24 protein-coding genes are annotated in these 24,041 nt (G+C 71.8%); 7 read left to right on the top strand and 17 right to left on the bottom strand.

The features are described from left to right. Positions 1 to 240 precede the first annotated feature (240 nt). Positions 241 to 2,643 carry a M4 family metallopeptidase gene (locus tag ACFZDK_RS36010; RefSeq protein ID WP_390978569.1) on the top strand — a complete coding sequence of 801 codons (2,403 nt, stop codon included), beginning with the start codon at positions 241 to 243 and terminating at the stop codon, positions 2,641 to 2,643. A gap of 56 nt (positions 2,644 to 2,699) precedes the next feature. Here ACFZDK_RS36010 and ACFZDK_RS36005 read toward each other — a convergent pair whose 3' ends face one another. From ACFZDK_RS36005 to ACFZDK_RS35995, 3 genes are all read right to left on the bottom strand, one after another. Then, entirely contained in the window at positions 2,700 to 3,872 is a 1,173-nt protein-coding gene (locus tag ACFZDK_RS36005) for a beta-1,3-glucanase family protein (RefSeq protein ID WP_390978729.1), read from the bottom strand. Between the two features lie 187 nt (positions 3,873 to 4,059). Continuing rightward, the gene (locus ACFZDK_RS36000) at positions 4,060 to 4,815 is read right to left on the bottom strand and encodes a dienelactone hydrolase family protein (protein WP_390978567.1); all 756 of its coding nucleotides are present in this window, start codon (positions 4,813 to 4,815) and stop codon (positions 4,060 to 4,062) included. 115 nt (positions 4,816 to 4,930) lie between these two features. Continuing rightward, positions 4,931 to 5,551 (bottom strand): L-threonylcarbamoyladenylate synthase, encoded by a 621-nt coding sequence (locus ACFZDK_RS35995; RefSeq protein WP_390978565.1) that lies wholly within the window; start codon positions 5,549 to 5,551, stop codon positions 4,931 to 4,933. A 593-nt stretch (positions 5,552 to 6,144) separates the two neighbouring features. Here ACFZDK_RS35995 and ACFZDK_RS35990 point away from each other — a divergent pair. After that, a complete protein-coding gene (locus ACFZDK_RS35990) occupies positions 6,145 to 7,674 on the top strand; it encodes a helix-turn-helix domain-containing protein (protein WP_390978727.1) in 1,530 nt (509 codons plus the stop codon). A 122-nt stretch (positions 7,675 to 7,796) separates the two neighbouring features. Here the strand turns inward: ACFZDK_RS35990 and ACFZDK_RS35985 are convergent, their stop codons facing one another. The 7 genes from ACFZDK_RS35985 to ACFZDK_RS35955 all read right to left on the bottom strand — a co-directional run bounded on the left by ACFZDK_RS35985 (position 7,797) and on the right by ACFZDK_RS35955 (position 14,549). Continuing rightward, positions 7,797 to 9,029, bottom strand: coding sequence for a cytochrome P450 (locus tag ACFZDK_RS35985; RefSeq protein ID WP_390978563.1), 1,233 nt, complete (start codon positions 9,027 to 9,029; stop codon positions 7,797 to 7,799). Further along, complete coding sequence (locus tag ACFZDK_RS35980) at positions 9,026 to 10,252, bottom strand: cytochrome P450 (RefSeq protein WP_390978561.1); 1,227 nt, start codon at positions 10,250 to 10,252, stop codon at positions 9,026 to 9,028. Before ACFZDK_RS35980 ends, ACFZDK_RS35985 begins: the two co-directional genes overlap by 4 nt. Next, the gene (locus ACFZDK_RS35975; RefSeq protein ID WP_390978559.1) at positions 10,249 to 10,872 is read right to left on the bottom strand and encodes an ATP/GTP-binding protein; all 624 of its coding nucleotides are present in this window, start codon (positions 10,870 to 10,872) and stop codon (positions 10,249 to 10,251) included. Before ACFZDK_RS35975 ends, ACFZDK_RS35980 begins: the two co-directional genes overlap by 4 nt. Next, on the bottom strand, positions 10,844 to 11,206 hold the full coding sequence (locus ACFZDK_RS35970; protein WP_355722130.1) for a DUF742 domain-containing protein: 363 nt from the start codon (positions 11,204 to 11,206) through the stop codon (positions 10,844 to 10,846). Before ACFZDK_RS35970 ends, ACFZDK_RS35975 begins: the two co-directional genes overlap by 29 nt. Beyond that, on the bottom strand, positions 11,203 to 11,625 hold the full coding sequence (locus ACFZDK_RS35965) for a roadblock/LC7 domain-containing protein (RefSeq protein ID WP_365681916.1): 423 nt from the start codon (positions 11,623 to 11,625) through the stop codon (positions 11,203 to 11,205). The genes ACFZDK_RS35970 and ACFZDK_RS35965 overlap by 4 nt, the downstream gene beginning before the upstream one ends. Further along, positions 11,622 to 13,073, bottom strand: coding sequence for an ATP-binding protein (locus ACFZDK_RS35960; RefSeq protein ID WP_390978556.1), 1,452 nt, complete (start codon positions 13,071 to 13,073; stop codon positions 11,622 to 11,624). Before ACFZDK_RS35960 ends, ACFZDK_RS35965 begins: the two co-directional genes overlap by 4 nt. A gap of 216 nt (positions 13,074 to 13,289) precedes the next feature. Further along, entirely contained in the window at positions 13,290 to 14,549 is a 1,260-nt protein-coding gene (locus ACFZDK_RS35955; protein WP_390978554.1) for a serine hydrolase, read from the bottom strand. 220 nt (positions 14,550 to 14,769) lie between these two features. Between ACFZDK_RS35955 and ACFZDK_RS35950 the strand changes: the two genes are divergently transcribed. Further along, positions 14,770 to 14,958, top strand: coding sequence for a hypothetical protein (locus ACFZDK_RS35950; RefSeq protein ID WP_390978552.1), 189 nt, complete (start codon positions 14,770 to 14,772; stop codon positions 14,956 to 14,958). Here the strand turns inward: ACFZDK_RS35950 and ACFZDK_RS35945 are convergent. Then, positions 14,945 to 15,412, bottom strand: a complete 468-nt coding sequence (locus tag ACFZDK_RS35945) for a hypothetical protein (RefSeq protein ID WP_390978550.1) — start codon at positions 15,410 to 15,412, stop codon at positions 14,945 to 14,947. The two genes, ACFZDK_RS35950 and ACFZDK_RS35945, sit on opposite strands and share 14 nt — an antisense overlap. A 288-nt stretch (positions 15,413 to 15,700) precedes the next feature. Between ACFZDK_RS35945 and ACFZDK_RS35940 the strand changes: the two genes are divergently transcribed. Further along, positions 15,701 to 17,050, top strand: a complete 1,350-nt coding sequence (locus ACFZDK_RS35940) for a transaminase (protein WP_390978548.1) — start codon at positions 15,701 to 15,703, stop codon at positions 17,048 to 17,050. Positions 17,051 to 17,070: 20 nt separating this feature from the next. After that, a complete protein-coding gene (locus tag ACFZDK_RS35935) occupies positions 17,071 to 17,511 on the top strand; it encodes an AsnC family transcriptional regulator (protein WP_390978545.1) in 441 nt (146 codons plus the stop codon). Between the two features lie 10 nt (positions 17,512 to 17,521). Here the strand turns inward: ACFZDK_RS35935 and ACFZDK_RS35930 are convergent, their stop codons facing one another. Beyond that, positions 17,522 to 18,619 (bottom strand): SpoIIE family protein phosphatase, encoded by a 1,098-nt coding sequence (locus ACFZDK_RS35930; RefSeq protein WP_390978543.1) that lies wholly within the window; start codon positions 18,617 to 18,619, stop codon positions 17,522 to 17,524. Positions 18,620 to 18,863: 244 nt separating this feature from the next. On the opposite strand from ACFZDK_RS35930, the gene ACFZDK_RS35925 reads away from it, so the two are divergent. Next, a complete protein-coding gene (locus tag ACFZDK_RS35925) occupies positions 18,864 to 19,772 on the top strand; it encodes a GNAT family N-acetyltransferase (RefSeq protein WP_390978541.1) in 909 nt (302 codons plus the stop codon). 44 nt (positions 19,773 to 19,816) lie between these two features. Continuing rightward, a complete protein-coding gene (locus ACFZDK_RS35920; RefSeq protein ID WP_390978539.1) occupies positions 19,817 to 20,149 on the top strand; it encodes a hypothetical protein in 333 nt (110 codons plus the stop codon). Here ACFZDK_RS35920 and ACFZDK_RS35915 read toward each other — a convergent pair. The 5 genes from ACFZDK_RS35915 to ACFZDK_RS35895 all read right to left on the bottom strand — a co-directional run bounded on the left by ACFZDK_RS35915 (position 20,103) and on the right by ACFZDK_RS35895 (position 23,820). After that, on the bottom strand, positions 20,103 to 21,044 hold the full coding sequence (locus tag ACFZDK_RS35915; protein ID WP_390978537.1) for a Gfo/Idh/MocA family oxidoreductase: 942 nt from the start codon (positions 21,042 to 21,044) through the stop codon (positions 20,103 to 20,105). The two genes, ACFZDK_RS35920 and ACFZDK_RS35915, sit on opposite strands and share 47 nt — an antisense overlap. A 47-nt stretch (positions 21,045 to 21,091) precedes the next feature. Continuing rightward, positions 21,092 to 22,075, bottom strand: a complete 984-nt coding sequence (tgmB, locus tag ACFZDK_RS35910; protein ID WP_390978535.1) for an ATP-grasp ribosomal peptide maturase — start codon at positions 22,073 to 22,075, stop codon at positions 21,092 to 21,094. Positions 22,076 to 22,090: 15 nt separating this feature from the next. After that, entirely contained in the window at positions 22,091 to 22,282 is a 192-nt protein-coding gene (tgmA, locus tag ACFZDK_RS35905; protein WP_390978533.1) for a putative ATP-grasp-modified RiPP, read from the bottom strand. 176 nt (positions 22,283 to 22,458) lie between these two features. After that, on the bottom strand, positions 22,459 to 23,325 hold the full coding sequence (locus tag ACFZDK_RS35900; protein WP_390978531.1) for a fructosamine kinase family protein: 867 nt from the start codon (positions 23,323 to 23,325) through the stop codon (positions 22,459 to 22,461). 27 nt (positions 23,326 to 23,352) lie between these two features. Then, positions 23,353 to 23,820: a hypothetical protein gene (locus tag ACFZDK_RS35895; protein WP_390978529.1), complete on the bottom strand. Its 468-nt coding sequence runs from the start codon at positions 23,818 to 23,820 to the stop codon at positions 23,353 to 23,355. Positions 23,821 to 24,041: the final 221 nt, after the last annotated feature.

Genomic DNA, 24,041 nt, shown 5'->3' with positions numbered 1-24,041 from the left:
AAAACCCTCGATTGACCTCGACGTGGCTGACATGTGCGGGTCAAAACTGGAATCCTCGCTCAGCACACGCTTTCTCCATCTCTCCACGGCGTGTGCACGGATCCCGGATCGCCCACCGCGTTTCCCGGTGCAGGATCCCGGATCCCGGTTCCCGCACAGCTCAGCTCGTCCCGGACAGCACACCCGTCTGCCCGGTCTGTCACCGGCCGCGACCCGGCGGCCGCAGCAGGAGGAGTACGAGTGAGACGTCTTCCCCACAGACGCGCGACGGTAGGGGCCGCCCTGGTCTCCACCGCGGCCTTCCTCGCCGTCGGCATCCAGTCGGTCCCGGCGAACGCCCAGCCTGCCGCCCCCCACCCCAGCCCCGTGCGTACGGGCGGCCTGGAGGCCAAGCTCAGCCCCGCGCAGCACACCGCGCTGATCAAGAGCGCCCAGCAGAAGACCGGCACGACGGCCCGCACGATCGGCCTGGGTGCCAAGGAGAAGCTGGTCGTCAAGGACGTCGTCAAGGACAACGACGGTACCCTGCACACCCGTTACGAGCGGACGTACGCCGGACTGCCCGTCCTCGGCGGCGACCTGATCGTGCACACCCCGCCCGCCTCCCTCGCGGCCGGCACGGTCAGCACCACCTTCAACAACAAGCACACCATCAAGGTCGCCTCCACCACCGCGACCGTCGCCAAGTCCGCCGCCGAGACCAGGGCGCTGAAGACCGCCAAGGCCCTCGACGCGCAGAAGCCCGCCGCCGACAGCGCCCGCAAGGTGATCTGGGCCGGCAACGGCACTCCGAAGCTGGCCTGGGAGACCGTGATCGGCGGCTTCCAGGACGACGGCACGCCCAGCAAGCTGCACGTCGTCACGGACGCCACCACCGGCAAGGAGCTGTACCGCTACCAGGCGGTCCAGACCGGCACCGGCAACACCCAGTACAGCGGCACGGTGACCCTCAACACGACGCTGTCGGGGTCGACGTACCAGCTGTACGACACCACGCGCGGCGGCCACAAGACGTACAACCTCAACAACGCCACGTCGGGCACCGGCACCCTGATGACCGACTCCGACGACGTCTGGGGCACCGGATCCGGCTCCAACACCCAGACCGCCGGCGCCGACGCCGCCTACGGCGCCCAGATGACCTGGGACTTCTACAAGAACACCTTCGGGCGCAGCGGCATCAAGAACGACGGTGTCGCGGCCTACTCCCGCGTCCACTACAGCAGCAGCTACGTCAACGCCTTCTGGGACGACGACTGCTTCTGCATGACCTACGGCGACGGCTCCGGCGGCACCCACGCGCTGACCTCGCTGGACGTGGCCGGCCACGAGATGAGCCACGGCGTCACCTCGAACACGGCCGGTCTCAACTACACGGGTGAGTCGGGCGGGTTGAACGAGGCGACCTCCGACATCTTCGGCACCGGCGTGGAGTTCTACGCGGCCAACTCCACCGACGTCGGTGACTACCTCATCGGCGAGAAGATCGACATCAACGGCGACGGCACGCCGCTGCGGTACATGGACGAGCCGGACAAGGACGGTTCGTCGGCCGACAGCTGGTACTCGGGCGTCGGCAACCTCGACGTGCACTACTCCTCGGGACCCGCGAACCACATGTTCTACCTGCTGTCCGAGGGCAGCGGCAGCAAGACCATCAACGGCGTCACCTACAACAGCCCCACCTCCGACGGCGTCGCCGTGGCGGGCATCGGCCGGGCCGCGGCCCTGCAGATCTGGTACAAGGCGCTGACGACGTACATGACCTCCAGCACCAACTACGCGGCGGCCCGCACCGCGGCCCTCAACGCGGCCTCCGCGCTGTACGGCTCCAGCTCCACCCAGTACGCCGGGGTCGGCAACGCGTTCGCCGGCATCAACGTCGGCAGCCACATCACCGTGCCCACCTCGGGTGTCACGGTGACCAACCCGGGCAGCCAGTCCTCGACCGTGGGCACCTCGGTGAGCCTGCAGATCTCGGCGAGCAGCACCAACAGCGGCTCGCTGACCTACGCGGCGACCGGCCTGCCGACCGGCCTGTCGATCAGCAGCTCGACCGGCGCCATCACCGGCACACCCACGACGGCGGGCACCTACAGCACGACCGTCACGGTGACCGACTCCACCGGTGCCACCGGCACGGCCTCCTTCACCTGGACCGTCAGTTCCAGCGGGGGTGGCGGCACCTGCACCTCCTCGCAGCTGCTGGGCAACAACGGCTTCGAGTCGGGCAACACCACGTGGACGGCGACCAGCGGAGTCGTCACCAACTCCAGCAGTGAGTCCGCACACGGCGGTTCCTACTACGCCTGGCTCGACGGCTACGGATCGACCCACACCGACACGCTGTCCCAGTCGGTGACGATCCCGAGCGGCTGCACCAACACCACGTTCACGTTCTACCTGCACATCGACACCAGCGAGACCACCACCAGCACCCAGTACGACAAGCTGACGGTCACCGCCGGTTCGACCACCCTGGCCACGTACTCCAACCTCAACGCGGCCTCCGGCTACACCCAGAAGTCCTTCAGCCTCGGTTCCTTCGCGGGCTCGACCGTCACCCTGAAGTTCAGCGGTGTCGAGGACTCCTCGCTCCAGACCAGCTTCGTCGTCGACGACACCGCCGTCACGACCGGCTGACGCAGGGCAGTTGAGCGGCCCGTGACCGGATTCCGGTCACGGGCCGCTCGGCCGTGTCAGCTCAGCGGGTCCAGCGTCAGGTACGCCTGCTGCGGACTTCCGTCGTTGACCAGGGACTCCTGGTTGCCGACGTCGTCGAAGGCGAAGGCGTACGCCTTGCCGTCCGCCATCTGCGCGTGGATCTTGCGCGCGTAGTGGTTGGTGACCGGGTCGAGGTAGAAGTCCGCCGGGTTGGTGTCCGGCTGGTTCGCGCTCGTCAGCAGGGTCGAGCGGTTGAACCCCGCGCACAGCGTGCGGGAGATCGGGCCGCGGACCTGGTCGTTGGGCGCGTCGAGCAGGTTGTGGCAGCCGAAGATGCTGTTCGCGTCCGGCTTCTGGAAGCTCGTCACCACCGCACCGGAGGAGTTGGTGAAGTTCATGACGTTGCCCGAGACCCGGCCGTAGTACTTGGTGTTCGGCTGGTCCGCGAACGGGGTGACGGTCAGGGTCGACGACGCGTACTTCGACCAGACCCGGTTGACGTAGTCGTCCATGACGGTGGACGGGAGCGCGCCGGTCTCCACGCCGTACAGCGGGGAGAGCGCGCGGAGCACCGTGCCGTCGGACCTGGTCTGGATGAGGTTCGCCCAGCCGCCGGGCTGTCCGCGCAGGGCGCTGAAGAACCCGTTGTAGCCGCCCGACTTGAGGTGCCCGGTGCCGGCCGTGCTGCCGTCGGCGCGCTGCACCCCGACCGCGTAGGGCACCGAGAACATGTCCACCTGGGTGCTGTTGATCCACAGGCCCGAGTCGTTGAGCGTGTACTCGGACCAGTTGAAGAGGATGTTGCGGTTGGGGTCGGTCGGGTTCTGCACCGCGGGCTGCACCAGACCGCCGGTGGTCAGCCGGAAGTCGAGCTTCTGGCCGTAGGAGAAGTAGATCCGCCCGGAGAACTTCGGGATCCGGATCGTCTTCGACTGGCCCGCCGCCGGACCGGTGATCGAGGCGTCCGGCGCCGGGGTCGGCGGGTTGCCGCCGGCCGGCCAGGCGTGGAAGGTGCCGTTCGCGTCGGCGTAGCCCTGCTTCCCGGAGGAGAGCTGGGTGCCGAGGTCGTAGACGTACACCTGGTCACCGCGGCCGGAGTTGTTGGTGATCTTCAGCGGGATCGTGTCCGGTACCGCCGCGTCGGCCGGGTGCGGGGTGCCCAGGGTGAGCGCCCCGCCGAGCAGCGCCGCCGTGGCCGCCAGGGGCAGCGTCCGGCGTGCGAGTCCTGTGCGCACTCTCCACCTCCGTGTGGGGTCGGGGTTGGCACGGACATTGGTCCGGACCAATTCTGAGAGCGCTCTCAGCGTGCCGGTGGGGCGGGTGCATGTCAATGTGCGGAACGAAATCGGGGCCCCCGCCGATCGGCGGGAGCCCCGTGACGCGGACGTGATCGGCTCAGAACGTGCGCTTCAGCAGGCCGAGCAGTGCGTCCCAGTGCCGCTCGGCGGCCTCGGCGGAGTACGACGGGGTGTCGGCCTGGGTGTAGCCGTGCTCCGCGCCCCGGTAGATCTCCACCGTGTTGCGGACCCCGGCGGCGTCGAGCGCCTCCTGGAAGGTGCGGATCTGCTCCTCGGTCATCGACTGGTCCTGGTCCGCGAAACCGAAGTACAGCTCGGCGGTGACCCGGTCGGCCAGCAGGTGCGGGCTGTCCGCGCCGTCGGTGACCATCCGGCCGCCGTGGAAGCCGCCCGTGGCCGCGACCCGGTCAGGGAACGCTGCCGCGGTCCGCATCGCGAGCCGGGCGCCCATGCAGTAGCCGGTGATCGCGACCGGCCCGTCGGCCACCAGCGGGCTCGCGGCCAGCCAGTCCAGGTAGGCGGCCGAGTCCCGGTCGCTCAGGTCCGGGGTCAGCGACATCATCACCGGCATGATCCGCTGCCAGATCGTCGGGTCCACGGAGGGGTCGATGAACTCCGGCAGCTCCCCGACCGGCGTGCGGCCGTGGCGGTAGAAGACGTTCGGGACCAGCACCGTGTAGCCCTCGCCGGCCAGCCGGTCCGCCATCGACTTCAGGTGCGGGCGGATCCCGAAGGCGTCCTGGTAGAAGAGCACTCCCGGGTGCGGGAGCCCGTCGGCTGGGTGGGCCAGGTAGGCGTCGGCGACACCGTCCGCGGTGGTGATGTCCACGTCGGTTCCCTGTACGGCGGTCATGGCGCAAGTGCCTCTCTGTGGAGTCGGCGTCGGGGTGCGGGACACCCGGCGCGGCATGTCCTGATCATCGTGGCACGCGACGGTGGGAGAGCCGTTCCGGGGGAGCCGGAAGTGGTCACTCGAAGCGCGAGGTGTCCCCCGCGCCCCGGCGGACGATCTCCGCCTCGCCGCCGGAGAAGTCGATGACCGTGGTCGGCTCGGTGCCGCACTCCCCGGAGTCGACCACCGCGTCCACCTGGTGGTCGAGCCGGTCCTTGATCTCCCAGCCCTGGGTCAGCGGCTCCTCCTCGTCGGGCAGCAGGAGGGTGCTGGACAGCAGCGGCTCGCCCAGCTCCGCCAGCAGCGCCTGGGTGACCACATGGTCGGGGATGCGCACACCGACGGTCTTCTTCTTCGGGTGCAGCAGCTTGCGCGGCACCTCCCGGGTCGCCGGGAGGATGAAGGTGTAGCTGCCGGGGGTCGACGCCTTCACGGCCCGGAACACGTCGTTGTCCACGCGCACGAACTGGCCGAGCTGGGCGAAGTCACGGCACATCAGGGTGAAGTGGTGCCGGTCGTCCAGGTGCCGGATGGAGCGGATCCGGTCGATGCCGTCCCGGCTGCCGAGCTGGCAGCCCAGCGCGTAGCAGGAGTCGGTGGGATACGCGATGAGCGACCCGGACCGCACCGAGTCGGCGATCTGGGAGATGCTGCGCGGCTGCGGGTTGTCGGGGTGCACGTCGAAGTACTTCGCCATCCGCCGAGCTTATGCCGTACGACCGCGAGGGCGGGCCTGCGGGCCCCGTGCCGTGCATTCGTGCCGGGCGAGGATTCACCTGCCGCGCTGCCGATGAAGTCCGGCGACGGCAGGGTCCCGACCGTCCGGCTCACCGAGCAGGGTCTGCCGGAGCGACCGGCTCGGACAGCACCGACGAGCGGTTCGCCCGCCGCCGCCTCACGCCCGACGCCCGGCGGTGCCCGGCCGAGGTGCCCACGTCGGAGGCCGCGTAGCCCGACCGGACGCCCGCGGCTCCGCCACAGCACATCGGCACATCGGCACGCCGACTCCCGCACGCCCGCCCACCCGCTGGCGGCACTCGCTCCTTCCCCCGCCGTCCGTCGAAAAAATCTCGCCGGAATCCATGTGCATACCCGCCCGCTTCCCGGGCACCCGACGTACGAGCCGCCCGGGGCCTCCCCCCGCTCCGGGTGCGGCGCTGTCCGCCGGCGGCCCCTCCCCCGAGGGCCGCCGGCGGAGTCGTGTCCGGTATCGCGGGCCGGGACCCGGCCGGGTTCATCGGGTAACGTCCATAGGCCGAGGTCAACGCGATGGACGAGGAGCAGGGCAAGATGGCAGGCCGAGCCGGCGAGGGCCCGCACCCCCGACACCCCGACGGCGACGGCTGGGCCGCGCAGCTGCTCGACCATCTGCGCCCGGGCGCCCGCGACCCGCGCCGGGTCGTGGGCTGGCTCGCCGGAGCCGTGCCGGCGACCGTCTGCCTGCAGGCCGCCGACGGGACGCTGCTGGCCGGGGAGCGGATCCCCCTCGACGAGGGACTCGTGGCCGACGTGGTCGCCGGGCGGATCTCCTCCGCCGCCGTCCAGGACGGCGACCGGCACCTGCGCCTGGTGGCCGTCAACGGCCCCGAACCGCGCCCGGCGGCCGCCGGACTGCTCGCCGTGGCCCGCGCCACCCCCTTCGACCGGCGCGCCGCCGAGATCGTCACCCACGCCGCCGGAATGGTCGAACTCCTCCTCAGGGAACGCGAACTGACGACGGCCGGCGACCGGCTCCGGCGGGCCACCGCCGATCTGCGCCTCGCCATCCTGCAGCTGCTGATGGTGGAGGACACGGTCGCCGCCCGCCGGGTCGCCGCCGGCCTGTGGCCCGGCCTCCTCGACACCGACAGCGCCAGTGTGTACGTCGTCGAGACGCACCCGGCGGAACGCGACGGGCTCGCCGAGGACTGCCTCGACATCACCCGCGGCCAGGCCCTGGTGGTCCGCTGCCCCGCGATCGACAGCCATGTGATCGTGGTCAGCCCGGCGCCCACGGCGGGGGAGTGGCTGCGCACGCTCGTCGACGGCCGCCCCGGCATCTTCCTCGGCGGCAGCGTCCGGCAGAGCCTCGGGCGTACCGCCACCGCCTACGGCCAGGCCGTCAGCGCCCTCGCCGTCGCGCACTTCCGCCCCGACCAGTCCGCCGTCTACGCCGAACGCACCCACCCGGAACGGCTGATGGACCCCGCCGCGCTGCACACCTGGTCCACCGCCGTGCTGCGGCCGCTCGACGTCCTGCCCCACCACACCCGCGCCGAACTCCTCGCCACCACCCGCCTGGGTCTGGAGTGCACCGCCGTCAACGCGGCCAAGGTCCTCGGCGTCAGCCGCAACACCGTCCGTGCCCGCATGGACCGCGTCGAGGCGCTGCTGGGCGCCGACTTCTCCGACCTCACCGTGCGCGCCACCGCCCATCTGGCCCTCAACACCCAGGCGGCCCGCACGGAGGACCTCGTCCGGGCGGCGCCCCGGGCGTCCGGTGTCCGGCTGGCCGACCTGCTGGCCTCGCCCGCGTTGCGCGCCTGGGCGCAGGACCTCCTGGACCGCCTGACCCAGGACGGCAGGGACCTGCGCGGTACCCTGCGCGCCTGGATCGCGGCGGGCGGCAACGCCGAACGGGCCGCCCAGGACCTGGGCATGCACGCCCAGACCGTCCGCGAACACGTCCGGGGCGCCGAACCCGTCCTGGAACGCCAGCTGCTGGCCGCCGGCACCGACCTGTACGAGGTCGTCCTCGCCCATCTCGTCCTCGGCGACCTCACCGCACCCGTCCTGCACCGGGCGAATCCGGGTCAACCGGACTCACCTGTGCACCGGTGAGCCCTCGGCGTGCCCGAACGGGCATCGGCGCGATACCCAACGGCCGGATCCGCACGTAAGTTCACGGTACGCGGGGGCACGACCGGAACGGGGGACCGGTCGACGCCCCCGCGGTCCGCGCCTCACCCGCCGAGCCGTACCGGGATCTCCTGCCAGCCGAACGCGATGAACGACGGCACCTGGCGCAGTTCCTGCTCCCCGACCGCCAGCCGCAGCCCCGGGAAGCGGTCGAACAGCGCGGGCAGCGCGGCCAGCGCCTCCGCCCGGGCCAGCGGCGCGCCGATGCAGCGGTGCACCCCGATCCCGAACGAGAGATGGTCGTCGGCGCCGCGCCCCGCGTCGAACACGGCCGCGTCGGGGCCATAGCGCTCCGGATCCACGCCCGCCGCCGCGTACGTCGTGATGATCGCGTCCCCGGCCGGGATGGTGACGTTCCCGACCTTCAGGTCGCTCACCGCGAACCGCAGCGGCAGCGAGGCGATCGACGGGTGCACCCGCAGCGTCTCGTCGATCACCGCGTCCCAGCCGACCGTCCCCGAGCGCACCGCCGCCAGCTGCACCGGATGCGTCAGCAGCGCCACCACCGCGTTGCCGATCAGGTTGACGGTGGTCTCGAAGCCGGCGCCGATGACCAGCAGCAGGGTGTAGAGCAGCTCCTCGTCGCCGAGCCGGTCGCCGTCCTCGTCGCGGACCCGGATGAGCTCGGTGGTCATGTCGTCGCCCGGGTGCTCGGTCTTGTGCGCGATGAGCGCGCCGAGGACCGTGCCGATCCGCTCCTGCACGAACGCGGCGTGCTCCGGGCTCGGGTCGGAGGTGTCCATGATGGCCGCGATCAGCTCACCGGTGGCGTCCCGCAACTCGTCCGGGACACCGAAGAGTTCGCAGATCATCCGCATCGGCAGCGGGTGCGCCAGCTCGGCCCGCAGGTCCACCACCGCGCCGTCGGCGCCGGCCGCCGCAACGCCGTCCAGCAGCTCCGCGGTGATCGCCGCGACCCGCGGCAGCATCGCCTCGGTACGGCGGTGGGTGAAGCTCGGCGCCACCAGCTTGCGCAGCCGGGTGTGGTCCGGGCCGTAGGAGGACAGCATGTTGATCACGCCGACCCAGCCCAGGATCCAGCCCCAGGAGGGGTGCTCGCCGATCTCCGGCCAGAGCCGCCAGTGCTTGCGCGGGTCCTTGCTGACCTCGGGATCGAGGATCAGCTCCTTGAGGACGTCGTAGCCGGTCGGCGCCCAGGCGGGGATGCCGCCCGGCAGTTCGACGGGCACGACGGGGCCGAGGGCGCGCAACCGTGCGCTCTCGGCCGGGATGTCGGAGCCGAACGGGTCGAGAGCGATGCGGTCGGTGACGGTCACGACGTCTCTCCAGGCTGGTCGGGGGAGCGGGGGCTGAACCGGACGGGAAGCGACGTCAGCGAGCGGTGGAACGGGCCGGGCCGCCAGCTGAGCCGTTCCCGGGGCAGGACGGGGTCGAGGTCGGGCAGCCACAGGGTGAGCCGTTCGATCGCCTCGGTCGCGATGAGCAGCGCGTGGTGCCGGACCGGGCAGGCGTGCGGTCCCGCCCCCCACGACAGGTGCGAGGCGTCCCCGGTCCGCCGCCCGCTGGTGATCTCCCGCTCGGCGAACAGCCCCACGGCACCGAAGGAGACGACCACCGGGATCGCCGGCCGCACCCACGCCCCGTGGAAGGAGAGCGGCCTGCGGGCGTAGTAGATGCCGTAGTTGGACAGCGGGGTCTCGTGGTGCAGGACCTCCACCACCGCGTCCATGACCGGGCGGGCGCCGCTGGTGAGCGTGGAGTAGTAGAGCGGGTTGCCGAGGATCCGGGAGAGCGCGTTGGACACCAGGTTCGTGGTCGGCTCGTAGCCGGCGCCGAGGGTGAGGAACACCTGCCAGGTGACCTCCTCCGGGGTGAGCCGGGCGGGATGGTCCAGGAGCATGCTCGGCAGGTCCTCGCCGCGCTCCTCGACCTTGGCGGCGATCAGCTGCAGCACGTAGTCGGCGAACTCCGCCTCGCCCTCCGCGGCCTGCGCGCCGCCCTCCATCATCTTGTGGACGCCTGCGTTGAGCCGGTCGCCCTGGCTGTCCGGCAGTCCGAACAGGTTGTTGAACACCAGCGCCATCAGCGGGCGGGCGAAATCGACGACGAGATCCGCCTCGCCCCGGGGCGCGAACCGGTCCACCAGCAGCCGCACCGCGCGGTGCACCAGCGAGCGCAGGTCGTGCGGCTCGATCAGGTCGAACACGTCGATGAGCGTGGCCCGGTAGCGCAGGTGCGCGTCGGAGTCGGAGAACAGGGCATTGGGCCGCCAGCGCATCATGCCGAGCAGCGGGGAGTCCTCCGGGACGGTCGCCTCCCAGTCCCGCGGGTCGTGCGAGAAGGTCTCCACGTCCCGCAGCACGTCGAGGGCGGCGCGCCGCTCGGTCACCACGTACGCGGGTGTGCCCGGCGCCAGCTCCGCCCAGCCGACCGGGCCCTGGGCGCGCAGGGCCGCGTAGTAGCCGTGCGGGTTCCGGGCGAAGCCGTCCTCCCACAGCCGTACCGGACCGGACACGGTGAAGGACTGCTGCGCGGTCATGTGGCCTCCGTCGGCCGGTCGTCGATCAGATGCTGTACGAGGGCGAGCAGCGCGTCGACCGAGGAGTGCGCGTCCCGTGCGTCGCAGGTCACCAGCGGGGTGCCCGGCTCCAGGTCCAGGGCGGCCCGCAGCTGCTCGCCGGTGTAGTGGTCCGGCGCGTCGGGGAACGTGTTGAAGGCGACCGCGTACGGCAGCCCCGTCTCCTCCACCAGGCCCAGCACGTCGAACGAGGCGTCGATCCGGCGGCTGTCGACCAGGACCAGGGCGCCGAGCGCGCCGTAGGAGATGTCGTCCCACAGCGTCCGGAACCGGTCCTGTCCCGGCGTCCCGAACAGGTACAGCACGATCCCGCCGGTCAGGCTGATCCGCCCGAAGTCGATCGCGACGGTCGTGGTCTCCTTCTCCCGCACCCCGTCGAGGTCGTCGACATGGGCGGAGGCCTCGGTGAGGCGCTCCTCGGTGTGCAGCGGGCGGATTTCCGACACCGAGTCGATCAGGGTCGTCTTGCCCACCCCGAACGGTCCCGTGACCAGGATCTTCACCAGGTCGCGGGCGGATTCGGGGAGATGGGAGCCGCCCGCGCGGGGCAGCTCACCGGTGCTTGAGGGCGCGGAGGCCATCGGCCACTCTCTTCAGCAGGTCGGGGTCGAACCGTTCGGCGGGCGGGATCGGCGCGCGGGCCCGGACCAGGTCGCGGTCCACGAGGTCGGCGGCCAGCACCCGGACGGCGGAGACCGGCAGCCGCAGCAGCGCCGCCGCCTCCACCACCGTCAGCGCGCCGCCGGACAGCAGCTCCAGCAGGGCCAGTTCGGCGGCGGGCAGACCGGCGGGCAGCGGGGTGCCGTCGCGGCTGAGCACCGTCAGCCGTTCCAGATGCGGACGGCTGGGCCGGGCCAGCCCGCCGGTCGACAGATACGCGGGGACCAGGGGACGGCCGCCACGGCGGCCGGTCATGCCGGCGCGCCGCCGTCGGAACCTCTGGGCGATGCCGCCATCGCCTTCTCGCCCAGCCGGGCCACCTGCGAGTGCACCCGGTGCGCCAGCAGGTCCAGGCGTACCTCCGGGTCGCCGTAGGCCGCCACACAGGTGCCGTGGTCGGTCGGCACGATCAGCACGTACCCGTGGTCCGACTCGATGACCACCTGCCGCACCTCGGCCCGGTCCCGGTCCGCGAACGCGGCGGCCGCGGCCCGGCAGGCACCCTGCACGGTGCTGGTGATCGCGGCCACCCGCTCGGCGGTCGCCTGGGAGAGGGCGTCCGTGTAACCGGTCGCGAGGCCGTCCCGGGTGAGCAGGACGGCGGCCAGTACATGCGGTACCTGCAGGACGGGCTCCAGCACCCATGCCGTCTCGCCCGCGTCGCGGCTGGTCATCTGGCCGCTCCTCCTTCGTCTTCGGTCCGCTGGGATTCGGGCGCGCTCGCCCGCTTGGGGGTCCGCGCCGCCGCGGTGCCGTACTGGAGCGCCGCGAGCGCGGCGGCCGCCTCCTCGGGCCGTCGCACGGCGCGCTGCTGCTCGGGTGCGCCGGCGGCCGGGGTACGGCTACGGCGCCGCCGCCTCGGCAGACCGCCCAGGTCACCCGGCTCCTGGTGGCCGAGAGCGCGCTCGTGCTCGGCCTCTTGGCCGGACGCGGCGGGCACGGGTTCGGGTACGACAGGTGCGGGCGCGGATGGGGTCGGCGTCGCGGGTTCGGCCGGCGGTGGCGTGGGCACCGCCGGCTCGCGCACCGGTTCCCTGCGGGCCGTACGCTCCCGGGTCGAGCGGGCTGCGCTGACCGACGGCGGCCGTTCCTCCGGGTCGATCCGGGCGAGCAGATGGGTGTCCACCCGCAGCACCGCGCGCACCCCGCCGTAGGGCGAGGGCGAGGAGACGTCGACGCCCAGGTCGAACTGGCGGGTGAGCTGGCCGATCGCGGCCAGCCCCATGCGCGGCGGGTCGCCGAGGTCGGTCAGCAGGATCGGGTCGCTGCCCGCCACCAGCCGCTGGGCGCGGGCCCGTTCGTCCTGGGTCATGCCGAGGCCCGCGTCGTCGACGGTGACGCACACCCCGTGGTGGACGTGCTCCAGGTTGACCACGACGTCGGTGTCCGGCGCCGAGTGCCTGAGCGCGTTGTCGAGGAGCTCGGCGACGATGATGGCGACCGGCTCCACCGCGTGGGACACCAGGGCGGTGCCCGACTCCAGATGGTTGTGGACCTTGACCCGGTCGTAGCCCGCGAGCCGGGCCTGGCCACCGGTCACCGCGTCCACCACATGGGACTCCTCGCGGGCCAGCCCCACCCAGGCCCCGCACACCACCGCGGCGACCTGCGCCCGCCGCAGCGACTGCTCGTTCTCGTGGTCGAGCGCGAACAGCGTCTGCGCCAACTCCGGTTCGTCGTACTGCTGCTGGAGTCCCCGCAGCGCGTCCTGCAGCCGGTACAGGGCGGCCTGGATCTCCCGGGTGGCGCCCCGGAGACCGGCCTGCGCGGCCGCGTCGATCCGCACGCGCTGCGCGGTCAGCTCCTCGCGCAGCGCGGTCAGCACGTATTCCAGCGCGATCCCGGTCGGTGTCCCGGGAGTGTTCGGCCGCACCGGACCCGGCACCTTGAGGTGTGGATGGGCGAGCTGGGCCGCGGCCGCGGGCATGCGGCGGGCGGCGAGATGCTCGATCTCGGAGATGAACGCGCCCTCGGAACCGTCCAGTTGGGTCCGTAACTCCGCCACCTCGGCCCGCAGTCGCGCCTTCTGGCGTCGCGACCGCAGCAGGCCGCCGCCGAGGGCGAGCGCGGAGAGCGTTCCGGCGGCGAGACCACCGGCCACCAGTTCCGGTAATTCGATCATGGAATCGGTTTCCAGGGGGGTAGGGCAGCAGTGGGCAGGGGGAGCCCAGGGCCCTCCCATGTGGCGCTCGCAGCACAGTACACACCGTCATTGACCGGCCCCGCACGGTGAATCGTTACATCGCTTCGAATCCGCCCGGTGACTGTTCGCTTCTGTGTCAACTGTCTGAAATGCCGTACACAGAGGGTGAGTTGAGGTCCGGCGTGTCGTGCGCGGTCACCGGGTGGCGGAGGCCGGCGCGGGCAGGTCGAAGGCATGGGCCGGGGAGATGATCCGGGTGATCGCCTGGCCGAAGAGGGTGCTGGGCTCGATGGTGCCGCGGTAGCTGATGTCGGTGTTGAGCAGGACGACCACGGTCGTCCGCGTCGACGGCAGATAGACGGTCAGGGCCTCGTAGCCCGGCAGTGAGCCGTTGTGCCCGATCCAGCCCTGGACGTCGAAGATGCCGAGGCCGTACCCGGCACCGGCTATCCCGGTGGGCGGGGTCGTCAGCCGCTGCCGCTGGACCGCGGGGCTGACCATGGTCCTGCCGTCGGGGAAGACCCCCGTGGCCGCCGTGCGGGCCCAACTGTGCAGGTCGTCCAGGTCGGAGATCATCGCGCCGGCCGCCCAGGCCCAGGACGGGTCCCAGCCGGCGGTCTCCTCGACCTTTCCGGTCGCCGTCTGGTCGGTGTAGCCCTGCGCGTGCGGGGTGGGGAACTCGTTCCCGGTCGGGAACAGTGTGTGGCGCATGCCCGCCGGACCGAGGATGTGCTGCCCGATGTAGTCGCCGAGCCGCTGCCCGCTCTCCTTCTCGACGAGCAGGCCGAGCAGGATCAGGTTGGTGTTGGAGTAGTAGAACCTCTGGCCGGGCTGGAACATCACCGGGTGCCTGAAGGAGTAGCCGAGCAACTCCTGCGGGGTGAAGTGGCGTCGGGGGTCCGTGGTCAGGGCCTTGAAGAAGCCGTCGTCCTCGGAGTAGTTGAACAGTCCGCTGCGCATCCCGGCCAGGTCCCGCAGGGTGATCCGGTCGCCGTTCGGCACCCCGTCGACGTACTTGCCGATCGGGTCGTCCAGACTCACCCTGCCCTGGTCGACCAGTTGCAGCACCGCCGTCACGGTGAACATCTTGGTCTCGCTGCCGATCCGCATGTACAGGTCGGACGACATCGGCTGACCGGTGGCCTTGTTCGCGGTCCCGAACGAGCGAACGTAGTCGGCCTGGCCGGGGGTCCAGACGCCGACGGTCACGCCCGGCACGTCCGCCTCACGCATGACGTGCTGCACGGCCGCGTCGAGTTGGCGGGCGACGGCCGGTGTCATGCCGCGCACGTCCGCGCTGCCGGACGGCGCCGGAGTGGGGGAGGGCGCGGCGAACGCGGCCGGTACGGTGGCGGGCGGCGCGCCGGCCGTCCCTCCGGCGAGCGGCGCCGACAGGATCCCCAGGGCGAGGACCGTCGCGGCCCCGCGACGCGGCATGGCGGACGAGTGCGACATGGGCTGACTCCAAGCACGTGGAAGGGAACGTGCGATGGGTCGGACGTCAGAACCCTGGCTCCCCAGGATACGAGCGTGCCCCCGGCGGCGCCTGTCGGCCGCCGGTCGCCGGGATGCTTGTACGACGGGCCGGTGGGCCCGATCGGGCGACCCGCTCACCCGACCCGGTGAGCGCGTCGGACGCCGCGTACCACCGGCGCGTTCCGGGCGTTGCCCCGTCATGGACGGAACCTCTCCGACGCCCTGGCGCCCCGCCCCGCAGCCACGGGCGCTGTGCTGCCGTGAACCGATCTACGCCCAGCTCGTCCGGGAGTGGCGGGACCAGGGCCGTGCCGTGCCGGCCGACCCGGACGGCCGCTGGGCCACCGTCCTGGTCCTGGCACCCCGCCGCCCCGCTACTCGGCGCTGATCGGCCGCAGCACCGCCAGTGTGCCGTTGGCCTCCTGCAACGCCCGCTCCAGTGTGCCCGGCGCGTGCAGCCCGCCGCTGCCGTCGGGTGGCACCAGCCATTCGAGGTAACGCGCCGGCCGGTACGGCGGCGGTACGGCGACCCATGTCCCCTTGCACGCGTACCGCAGCCCGGAACCGATCCAGCCGCCGGACGGATCGGGCGGCAGGAAGAAGCCGACCCGGCCCGCCGCGGTGTCCACCAGGGTCGGTCCGGGCACCGGCAGCGACGGCCGCCACAGCAGGTCCAGCGTGAGCAGACCGAGGCGGTCGGGCACGCTCAGCACATCCCAGAAGCGGCCCGCCTCCAGCAGCGAGACGCCCTCTCCGTGGTCCCACTCCCACTTGCATGCCCGCGGGTCCGCCGAGGCCGCCGCGAGCCACTCCACACCCTGCATCCACATCCCGTTCGTCATGCACTGCTCCGAAAAATCTTCGCGTCCGCACGCCAACCCGGCATATGCATGCTGGTAGATATTTCTAACTGGCGGAAGGGGTGGCGAACCGTGGCGTTTTAGGGCGAATGTTCGAACGCGTCACGCCCGTGCGGTTGTTGGGTTTCGGGTGTGGTCACACTCGAGAGGGGGTGACACTCGAATCCGTCGTTCCGGCGATCGATTCGAGCGTCAGGCCTTGAAATGTGGTCGGTATCGGTCGTACGCTCCCGTCGTTCCGTCGTCGCCGCTCCCGATCAGGGGTACTCCATGGACCGCACCCGACTGCACACCCTCCTGGCCCGGGAGAGCGCCGAGGCCGAGCGGCGCAATCCCCGCTCCCGAGCGGCATACGCCGGCGCCGAGCATCTCTTCGGCCGGGTCCCGATGACCTGGATGAACAAGACCGCCGGCGCCTTCCCCCGATACCTGGCGAGCGCGCGCGGCGCCCGGGTCACCGACGTCGACGGGCACACCTACATCGACTTCTGCCTGGGCGACACCGGCGCGATGGCCGGCCACTCGCCGGCCGTGGTCACCGAGGCGGTGCACCGCAGGTTCGCCGAGCTGGGCGGGGCCACCGCGATGCTGCCGACGGAGGACGCGGAGTGGGTCGGCGCGGAGCTGACCCGCCGCTTCGGGCTCGCCCGCTGGAGCTTCTCGCTCACCGCGACCGACGCCAACCGCTGGGCGATCCGGCTCGCCCGCGCCGTCACCGGCCGGCCGAAGATCCTGGTCAACAGCTACAGCTACCACGGCAGCGTCGACGAGTCCCTCATCGTCGTCGGACCCGACGGCAAGGGAGCGCCCCGCCCCGGCAATGTGGGCGCGCCCTGCGACGTCACCCTGACCAGCCGGGTCGCCGAGTTCAACGACCTGGAGCAGCTGGAGCGCGAACTCGCCCACGGCGACGTGGCCGCCGTACTCATGGAACCCGCGCTCACCAACATCGGCATCGTCCTGCCCGAACCCGGCTACCTGGAGGGCGTACGCGCCCTGACCCGGCAGTACGGCACGCTGCTCGTCAACGACGAGACGCACACCTTCTCCGCCGGACCCGGCGGCTGCACCGCGGCCTGGGAGCTGGAACCCGACCTGCTCACCATCGGCAAGGCCATCGGCGGCGGCATCCCGGCCGGCGCCTACGGGCTCTCCGCCGAGCTCGCCGAACGCCTGCTCGCCCGCGCCGACCTGGACCTGGTCGACATGGGCGGAGTCGGCGGTACCCTCGCCGGCAACGCACTCTCGGTCGCCGCGACCCGCGCCACCCTGGAGCACGTGCTCACCGACGAGGCGTTCGCCCGTATGACGGCGCTCTCCGAGCGCTTCGAGACCGGCGTCCGCGCGGCCGTCGAGGCCCACGCCCTGCCCTGGTCGGTCAGCCGCCTCGGCGCCCGCACCGAGTACCGCTTCGCCTCCCCGGCCCCGCGCACCGGCACCGAGTCCGAGGCCGCCGCCGACGCCGAGCTGGAGGACTTCCTGCACCTCTACCTCGCCAACCGGGGCATCCTCCTCACCCCGTTCCACAACATGGCGCTGATGTGCCCCGACACCACCGAGCACGACGTCGACACCCACACCGCCGTGTTCGGGGCCGCCCTGCTCGAACTGGCCGGCTGAGGAAGAGAGCCGAGACACCCGTGGACGACATCGACCGGGCCATCCTGCGCGAGCTGCAGACCGACGGCCGTATCGCGTACGCCGACCTCGGACCCAGGGTCGGCCTCTCCGCCTCCGCGGCCCGCCAGCGGCTGCAGCGCCTGCTGGACTCCCGGGTCGTGCAGGTCGTGGGGGTCACCGACCCGATGGCCATGGGCGGCCAGGCGATGGCGCTGCTCGGCATCGCCGCGGACGGCGACCCGCGCGCCGTCGCCGACGCCCTTGGCGCCCACCCCGAAGTGGTCTACTCCGTGTTCACCTCGGGCGGCTTCGACCTGTTCGCCGAGGTGGTCACCCCCGGCCCCAAGGAGCTGCTCGACTTCGTCAACGACGTGGTCCGGCCGATCGAGGGCGTCCGCGAGGTCCAGCCGTTCCCGTACTTCGGCATCCACACCCACCGCTTCCTGTGGGACGTGGGCTGACCCCTCGGCCTCAGGCGATGACGGGCGTCAGGACGAGCATGGTCGCGTCGTCCAGCACCTCGAAGTTCCCGGCCAGGTCGGCCCACACCAGTTCGGTGAGCACGGCCGCCTCCGCTCCGGCGAACCCGGCGAGCCGCTCCGAGAGCGGGTAGAAGCTCCCTGCCTTGTCGCGTGCCTCCCAGACGCCGTCCGAGGCGAGGAACAGCCGGTCGCCCCGGTCCAGCTCGACCGTGACCTCCTTGGCCGGCTCCACCCCCACCAGCCCGATTCCCAGCGGTGCGCCCGGCGGGACGGCCAGCTCCTGGGTCCGGCCGTCCCGCAGCAGCACGGGCGCGGGATGACCGCAGACCACGACCCGCACCGACCGCAGATCGGCGGAGAACTCCAGCAGCAGCACGGTGGCGAACAGCTCCGCGTGCGGTACGTCGGCCGAGTCCACCGTCACCCTGCGGTCCATCCGCGCCGCCACCGACTCCAGGTCCTGCTCGTCGAGGACCGCCTCCCGGAAGGCCCCGAGCAGCGACACCACCGTGGAGACGGCGGCCAGCCCGTGCCCCCGTACGTCCCCCATCACCGCCCGCACCCCGTACGGCCCGTCCCGCACGTCGAAGAAGTCCCCGCCGACCAGCGTCCCGTGCTGCGCGGCCCGGTACAGCCCCACGCACCCCACCGCCCCGACCCGCTCCGGCAGCGGCGGCAGCACGGCCCGCTGCACCGCCTCGCCCACCGCCCGCTCGGTGAGCAGCTGCGCGTCCCGGTGACTGCGCACATAGGACACGAACACGCTCAGTACCGCGACGAAGGTGACCGTGAGCAGGTCGGTGTCGCCGGGGTGGTTCAGATGGGTCGCGGGCACGTTCAGCAGGAGCACGACCAGGCAGCTGAGCACGGCCGTCGCCAGCGGGCCGTACGACAGGACGGCGAGCGGCGGGATGGCCCCGAGGAGGAAGCCGAAGTCGTGGCCGTTGGGGCTGAGCAGCGTCGCCGCGGTCACCACCCCGAGCAGCACGACGGGCAGCACCCGGACCCAGCGTGGCGGCGGCGCACCCTGCAACCAGCCACGACCGTCCCGGTAGCCACGCGACGACCAGCCGCGCACCGAAGTCACATCCCTAAGCTACGCCCGTGCCCGGACACCCGACTCGTCCCGATCTTGAAATGCGGGAGTGGGAAAACCCGTGGACGCGCCCGGGTCCGGCCCCTAACGTATGAGCGCACGCCCGAGACCACACGGAAGGAGGCGAGTGCGATGTACATCACACCCATCCCGCGCTCCCTCCCCGTTTCCCCGGGCGTGACTGGTCAGAGCTGACCCGGGAGCGCGTCCCGCTGCACGCATCCCGGAGGAATCCGTGACCGATCCGGTCATCCGTACGCTCGACGACAGCACCGCCCACCTCTTCGACGACCTGCCCGACCCGCTGCGCCTGCGCGAGAAGCACCAGAACACGCTGTACCGCTCCGACTGGAAGCGGGTGGCCCTGCGCGACGGCCGGGTCGTGGCCCGGGCCGCCTGGTGGGCGAGGCCCGAGGACACCGCACCGCTCCTGGTCAACTGGTTCGACGTCGCCGAAGGCGAGGAGGAGGCCGGCGCCGAGCTGCTGCGCACCGCTCCCTGGCAGGTCGACGAACTGGAACTCGACCTGCCCGCCGGCTGGCGCGACGACCCCGCACTGCGCACGGCCGCCGAGACCCGCTTCGGCGCCGCCCGCAAGGCGGGCTTCGAACTGCTCGTGGAGCGCTACAACTACCGCTGGACACCCGAGTGCGGTCTGCCCGGGCGACCCGGCCGCCTCGTCTTCACCGCCGAACCCGACGACGGGGTCTTCCTGGACGTCCTGCGCGCCATCAACTCCGCCACCCTGGACGCCCATGCCCGCCGGGCCATCGAGAAGGGCGGAGTGGAGCTGGCGGCCCAGGAGGACCTGGAGATCTTCCACTGGTTCCCCTCGCCCCGCGAGTGGTGGCAGGTCGCCCGCACCCCCGACGGGGAGCCGGTCGGCATCCACATCCCCGTACGCAACCCGTCGGGCCCGTGCATCGGGTTCATCGGCGTCCTGCCCGGGCAGCGCGGCCACGGCTACGCCTACGACCTGCTCGTGGAGTGCACCCACTTCCTCGTCGAACACGGCGCCGAGGCCATCGGCGCCGCCACCGACCAGGACAACTTCCCGATGGCCGCGCACTTCGCCAGGGCGGGCTACCCCGTCACCCGGGAACGGGTGAACTTCTGGGCGACGGCCGCTGTCAGTGCCGGGTGACATGCTGAGAGGGCGTTGATCGACAGCTCAGGGGGGGAGTCGGCATGGGGTTCGAAGGCGGTGTCTGGCAGGTGCGCCGCGGGCGGGAGCCGGTCGGCGAGATCGTCATCGACGAGGCCGACTTCCCCTGGCTGTCCGGCGGCTTCACGCCCGGGCCCGGCTTCGCCGCGGTCCGGGACCTGTTCGCCCGGGAGCTGGTGCTGGCCGAGGCCGAGGAATGGACGGCCTGGGAGGAGGTCCACGCCGAGATCCGCCGGCAGCTGTCGCTGATCTCGCCCGACGGCCCGGTCCCCGAGTGCCTGCTGCACATCGAGGGGGACCGGGCCTGGTTCAGATGGAGCGACGAGCCGTTCGACCAGCCGCCCGACGAGGCGTAGCGGGCGGCTCGCCGACGTCCTTGCCCAGGACGGACTCCGCCTCCGTGAGGATCTGGGTGACCCGCAGGCCGAACGCGGCGTCACAGGGATGCGCCCGGCCCGTGCGTACGGCCGTGAGCAGGGCGTCGGCGGCCCGGGTCAGCGCGGGGACCGCTCCTTCCGCACTCCTCGGAAGGAGCGTCACCCCCGCCTCGCCCCGCAGCTCCACGTCGGCCCCGGCCGCCGCCTCGGGCGCGGTGAGGCTCAGCGTCACCGTGCTCGACGCCCCGCCGGTGTGGTCGAGCACGAGATGGACGGTGTCCGCGGGCCCGTGCACGGCGGCCGCCACCCGCCGTACGTCGCCCAGCACCGGCAGCAGCACGGACAGGGCGTGCGGACCCACGTCCCACAGCGCCCCCTTCTCCCGGCGCCACGGCGAGTCGGCGAACGGACTGTCGCCGGTGAACACCGAGCCCAGCCACTGCGCCCGCGCCGTGAACCAGCCCGCCGCGGCGGCCTGTTCGCCGATCCACGCCTCCGGCTCCTTCTGGAACCGGGTGGTGAAGAACACCACCGAGGCGACCTGGGCCCGCTCGGCCGCCTCCACCACCGCCCGTCCCTCGGCGACGCCGATCGCCAGGGGCTTGTCCAGCAGCAGATGCCGGCCCGCCCGCGCGGCCCGCACGGCCAGCTCCGCCTGGACGGCCGGCGGCAGTGCCACCGCCACCGCGTCGACCTCGGCGAACAGGGCGTCCGCCGAGTCGAACGCCCGGACGCCGTACTCCTCGGCCAGCTCCGCCGCGGCCTCCGGGCGGCGGCCCCACACCCCGACGAAGTCCAGCGAACCGTGTCCCGCCAGCGCGGGGGCGTAGGCCGCCCGCGCCCAGGGCCCGGTCCCCAGCAGTCCGATGCGCATCTCCCGTTCCTCTCTCCGTACCCGGTTCCACACCGTCGACCGGGCGGTCAAGGCATCGTGCTCCGCCCGCCGCCGGCGTACGACCCGCATTCTTGCGTGCCGTGCGCCAGCCACCCGGCGATGGTCCCGGCGATCGGCTGACCGGTGTCCATCTCGACGAACCCGAACTGGCCCGACTGGTTGCACTCCAGGAACCACCAGATGCCGTCGGCGTCCTCCGCGAAGTCGAAGGCGCCGAAGGCCAGCTCGGCGTCCTTCATGTACGTGTGGACGGCCTCGGCGACCCGGGGCGGCACCTCCGCCGCCACCCAGGGCGAGACGGACGGGGCGAACCGGACGTCCACGTCGTCGGGATGGGCGTCCGGGTGCACCGGCTTACGGGCGGCCAGCAGCTGCTCGCCGACCACCGTCAGCCGGATGTCGGCCCGCTTGGCGACCCGCCGCTGGAGCAGCGTCGGCCCGAACGCCACCGCCGCGAAGTCGGTGTCCGGTGCCACCCGGCTGGTGGGCACCGCCCGCGGGGGCTCCTGCGGATGCGCCCCCGACACCGGCTTGACGACCAGGTCCGGGAACCGCTCCGCGAACTCCCGGGCCGCCTGCGGGAACGTGGTGATCAGCGTCGCGGGTACGGCGAGCCCGCTGCGCTGCGCCAGCCGCAGCTGCCACGGCTTGTGGCGGGCCCGCAGAGACGCGTCCGGATGGTTCATCCAGCGCGCGTCGGTGCCGCGCAGCATGCCGTACAGCGCCTGCGCGGACTCCTCCGTCAGCCACGGGGACGGCTGGGCGGCCCGGGAGGCCGCCGCTCCCGGCCTGCGTACCCAGATGGAGCGCAGGCCGTTCATGCTCACCAGCCGCCCGTTCACGGACAGGTGTCCGCGACTGGCGCCCTGCACATACTCGCCCGACAGGGCCACACCGCTGGTCAGATCGGCAGGATCGAGGCGGACGACGGGCACTCCGGCCTCGTGCAGCCGGAGGACCACCATGTCCGCCGTCACGTCCTCGTCACTGGTCAGGATGAGCACGGTCATCGTCGGGGTCCGCGCTCAGTCGTCGAAGTGCGTCTTGGAGCCCGCGGTGGAGGTCGTGGTCCCCAGGGCTCTGAGCGTTGCGTGATCGGTTGCTGCGATTCGGCCATCACGGAGAACGTTCAACTGCAGTCCGGAGTCATACGCGTACGGAGTGGTGACGTCCAACTGCACTGCGGCGCGTGCGTAGTTGAGCGCGAACGGTTGCATGGTCTCTCCCTGTTTCGTTCTTCCATGCACTTATACGATTCGAACGCGTGGTTGGTTTCCTTACTCTGCGTAATCTCAGTCCTAATTAAGAGCTTGTTAAGGAACCAGCGGGGAACCAGCGGCGAATCGTCACCGCAAGTGGCCGATTTCACATGCCCGTCCGGCACATGACGGTGTCACATGTCAGAGATGGTCCTGGATGTCGCCAAGGCCTGTTGGGCGTAGCTCCGTCCGAAGAGCGCCGCATGCACCAGAAGCGGGAACAGCTGGTGCATGCCGACGCGCTCCGACCAGCCGTCGGCGAGGGGAGCCGCCTCCTGGTAACCCGTCAGGATCCGGTCCAGGAACGGGCAGCCGAAGAGGCGGAGCATCGCGAGGTCGGTCTCGCGGTGCCCGCCGTGCGCGGCCGGGTCGATCAGCCGGACCCTGCCGTCGGCGCCCCACAGGACATTGCCGCTCCACAGGTCGCCGTGCAGCCGTGCCGGCGGCTCGGCGGGCCCCGCCAGCTCCGGCAGTCGCTCGCAGACCCGCTCGACCACCACGGCCTCGCCGGGCCGCAGGGTCCCCTGGTCCACCGCCGCGCGCAGATACGGCAGCACGCGATGCTCCGCGTACCAGTGCGGCCAGTCGGTGCCCGGCTCGTTGCGCATCGGGGCGCGGCCGATCCAGGCGTCGCGCGGGCCGTCCGGCGGGGCTGCCCCGAAGGTCGGGGCGCCTGAGGCATGCAGGGCGGCCAGCTGTGCGCCGAAGCGGGTCGCGGCCTCCGTGCTCGGCTGTCCGGTGGGGACCAGCTCGGTCACCAGCCACCGCTCGTCGTGCCCCAGGACCTCCGGGACCGGGACCGCCCCGGCGGCGGCCAGCCAGCGCAGCCCGGCCGCCTCCGCCCGTGCCGCGCCGGGGCCGTCGCCGCGCTTGACCATGACGGCGCGCCCGTCCGCGAGCAGCACCTCCGCCGGGCCGCCCGACCGGGTCCGCTCAGCAGAGACCGGCCGCCCGGTGAGCCGGGCGGCCGCCGCGCCCGCACCCTCGCCGCAGTCGACCACGGCTCCCAGAGTACGGTCAGGCAGGGATCAGGAGCCCCAGGTGCCCTGGTCCACGGCGCAGTTCCACCCCGTGCCGTGCAGCGCGAACTTCACCTTGTAGGTGCTGGTGTTCAACAGGTGCGTCTGCACCTTCACCCCGAGGCTGGTCTTCTTCTTCAGCGTCGTCGTGTACACCGACACCGTCTTCGACGTCTTGTGGGTGACCTTGCCGCCCTTGGCGGTGGCGCTGCCGAAGCGGATGTTCTTGACGTCCGTGACGGTGAACGTGACCTTCTTGAAGCTGGTGCTCGCGCTCTTGTTCTTGACCGCGAAGTACAGGCCGCCGTTGGTCACCCAGCCGCTCGAGTTCACATAGAAACGGCTCGGATAGACGATGTCGACCGGGCAGCCCGTGCTCTGCGGCACCTCGGCCCGCGCGGACGCCCCGGTGGCCAGGCCGAGCTGGGCGGCGGTGACGATGCCGGTGGCGACCAGCACCCCGAAAGACGTGTGCATACGGTTCACTGTGGTGATACCTCCCCCTGCGGTACTCATCGGACTCTGAAGAAGATTCCCATCTCGCCCACCCGAAAGCAGCTGATTTTCCACAGGACTTCCATAGTGGGCCCTGTCGAACCCCAGTCCGAGCCAGGCCAAGTGGAGGGCGGCCACGCCCGACAGCCCGAAGCGGCCACGAAACTGGTCGAGGCCGGCCGTGTCGTCGCACATGACAAACC

This window comes from Streptomyces sp. NPDC007901, from assembly GCF_042959465.1.
Lineage (GTDB): Bacteria > Actinomycetota > Actinomycetes > Streptomycetales > Streptomycetaceae > Streptomyces.
The sequence above is the reverse complement of the archived record's forward strand: the minus strand, read 5'-3'. Positions and strand labels throughout refer to the sequence as shown.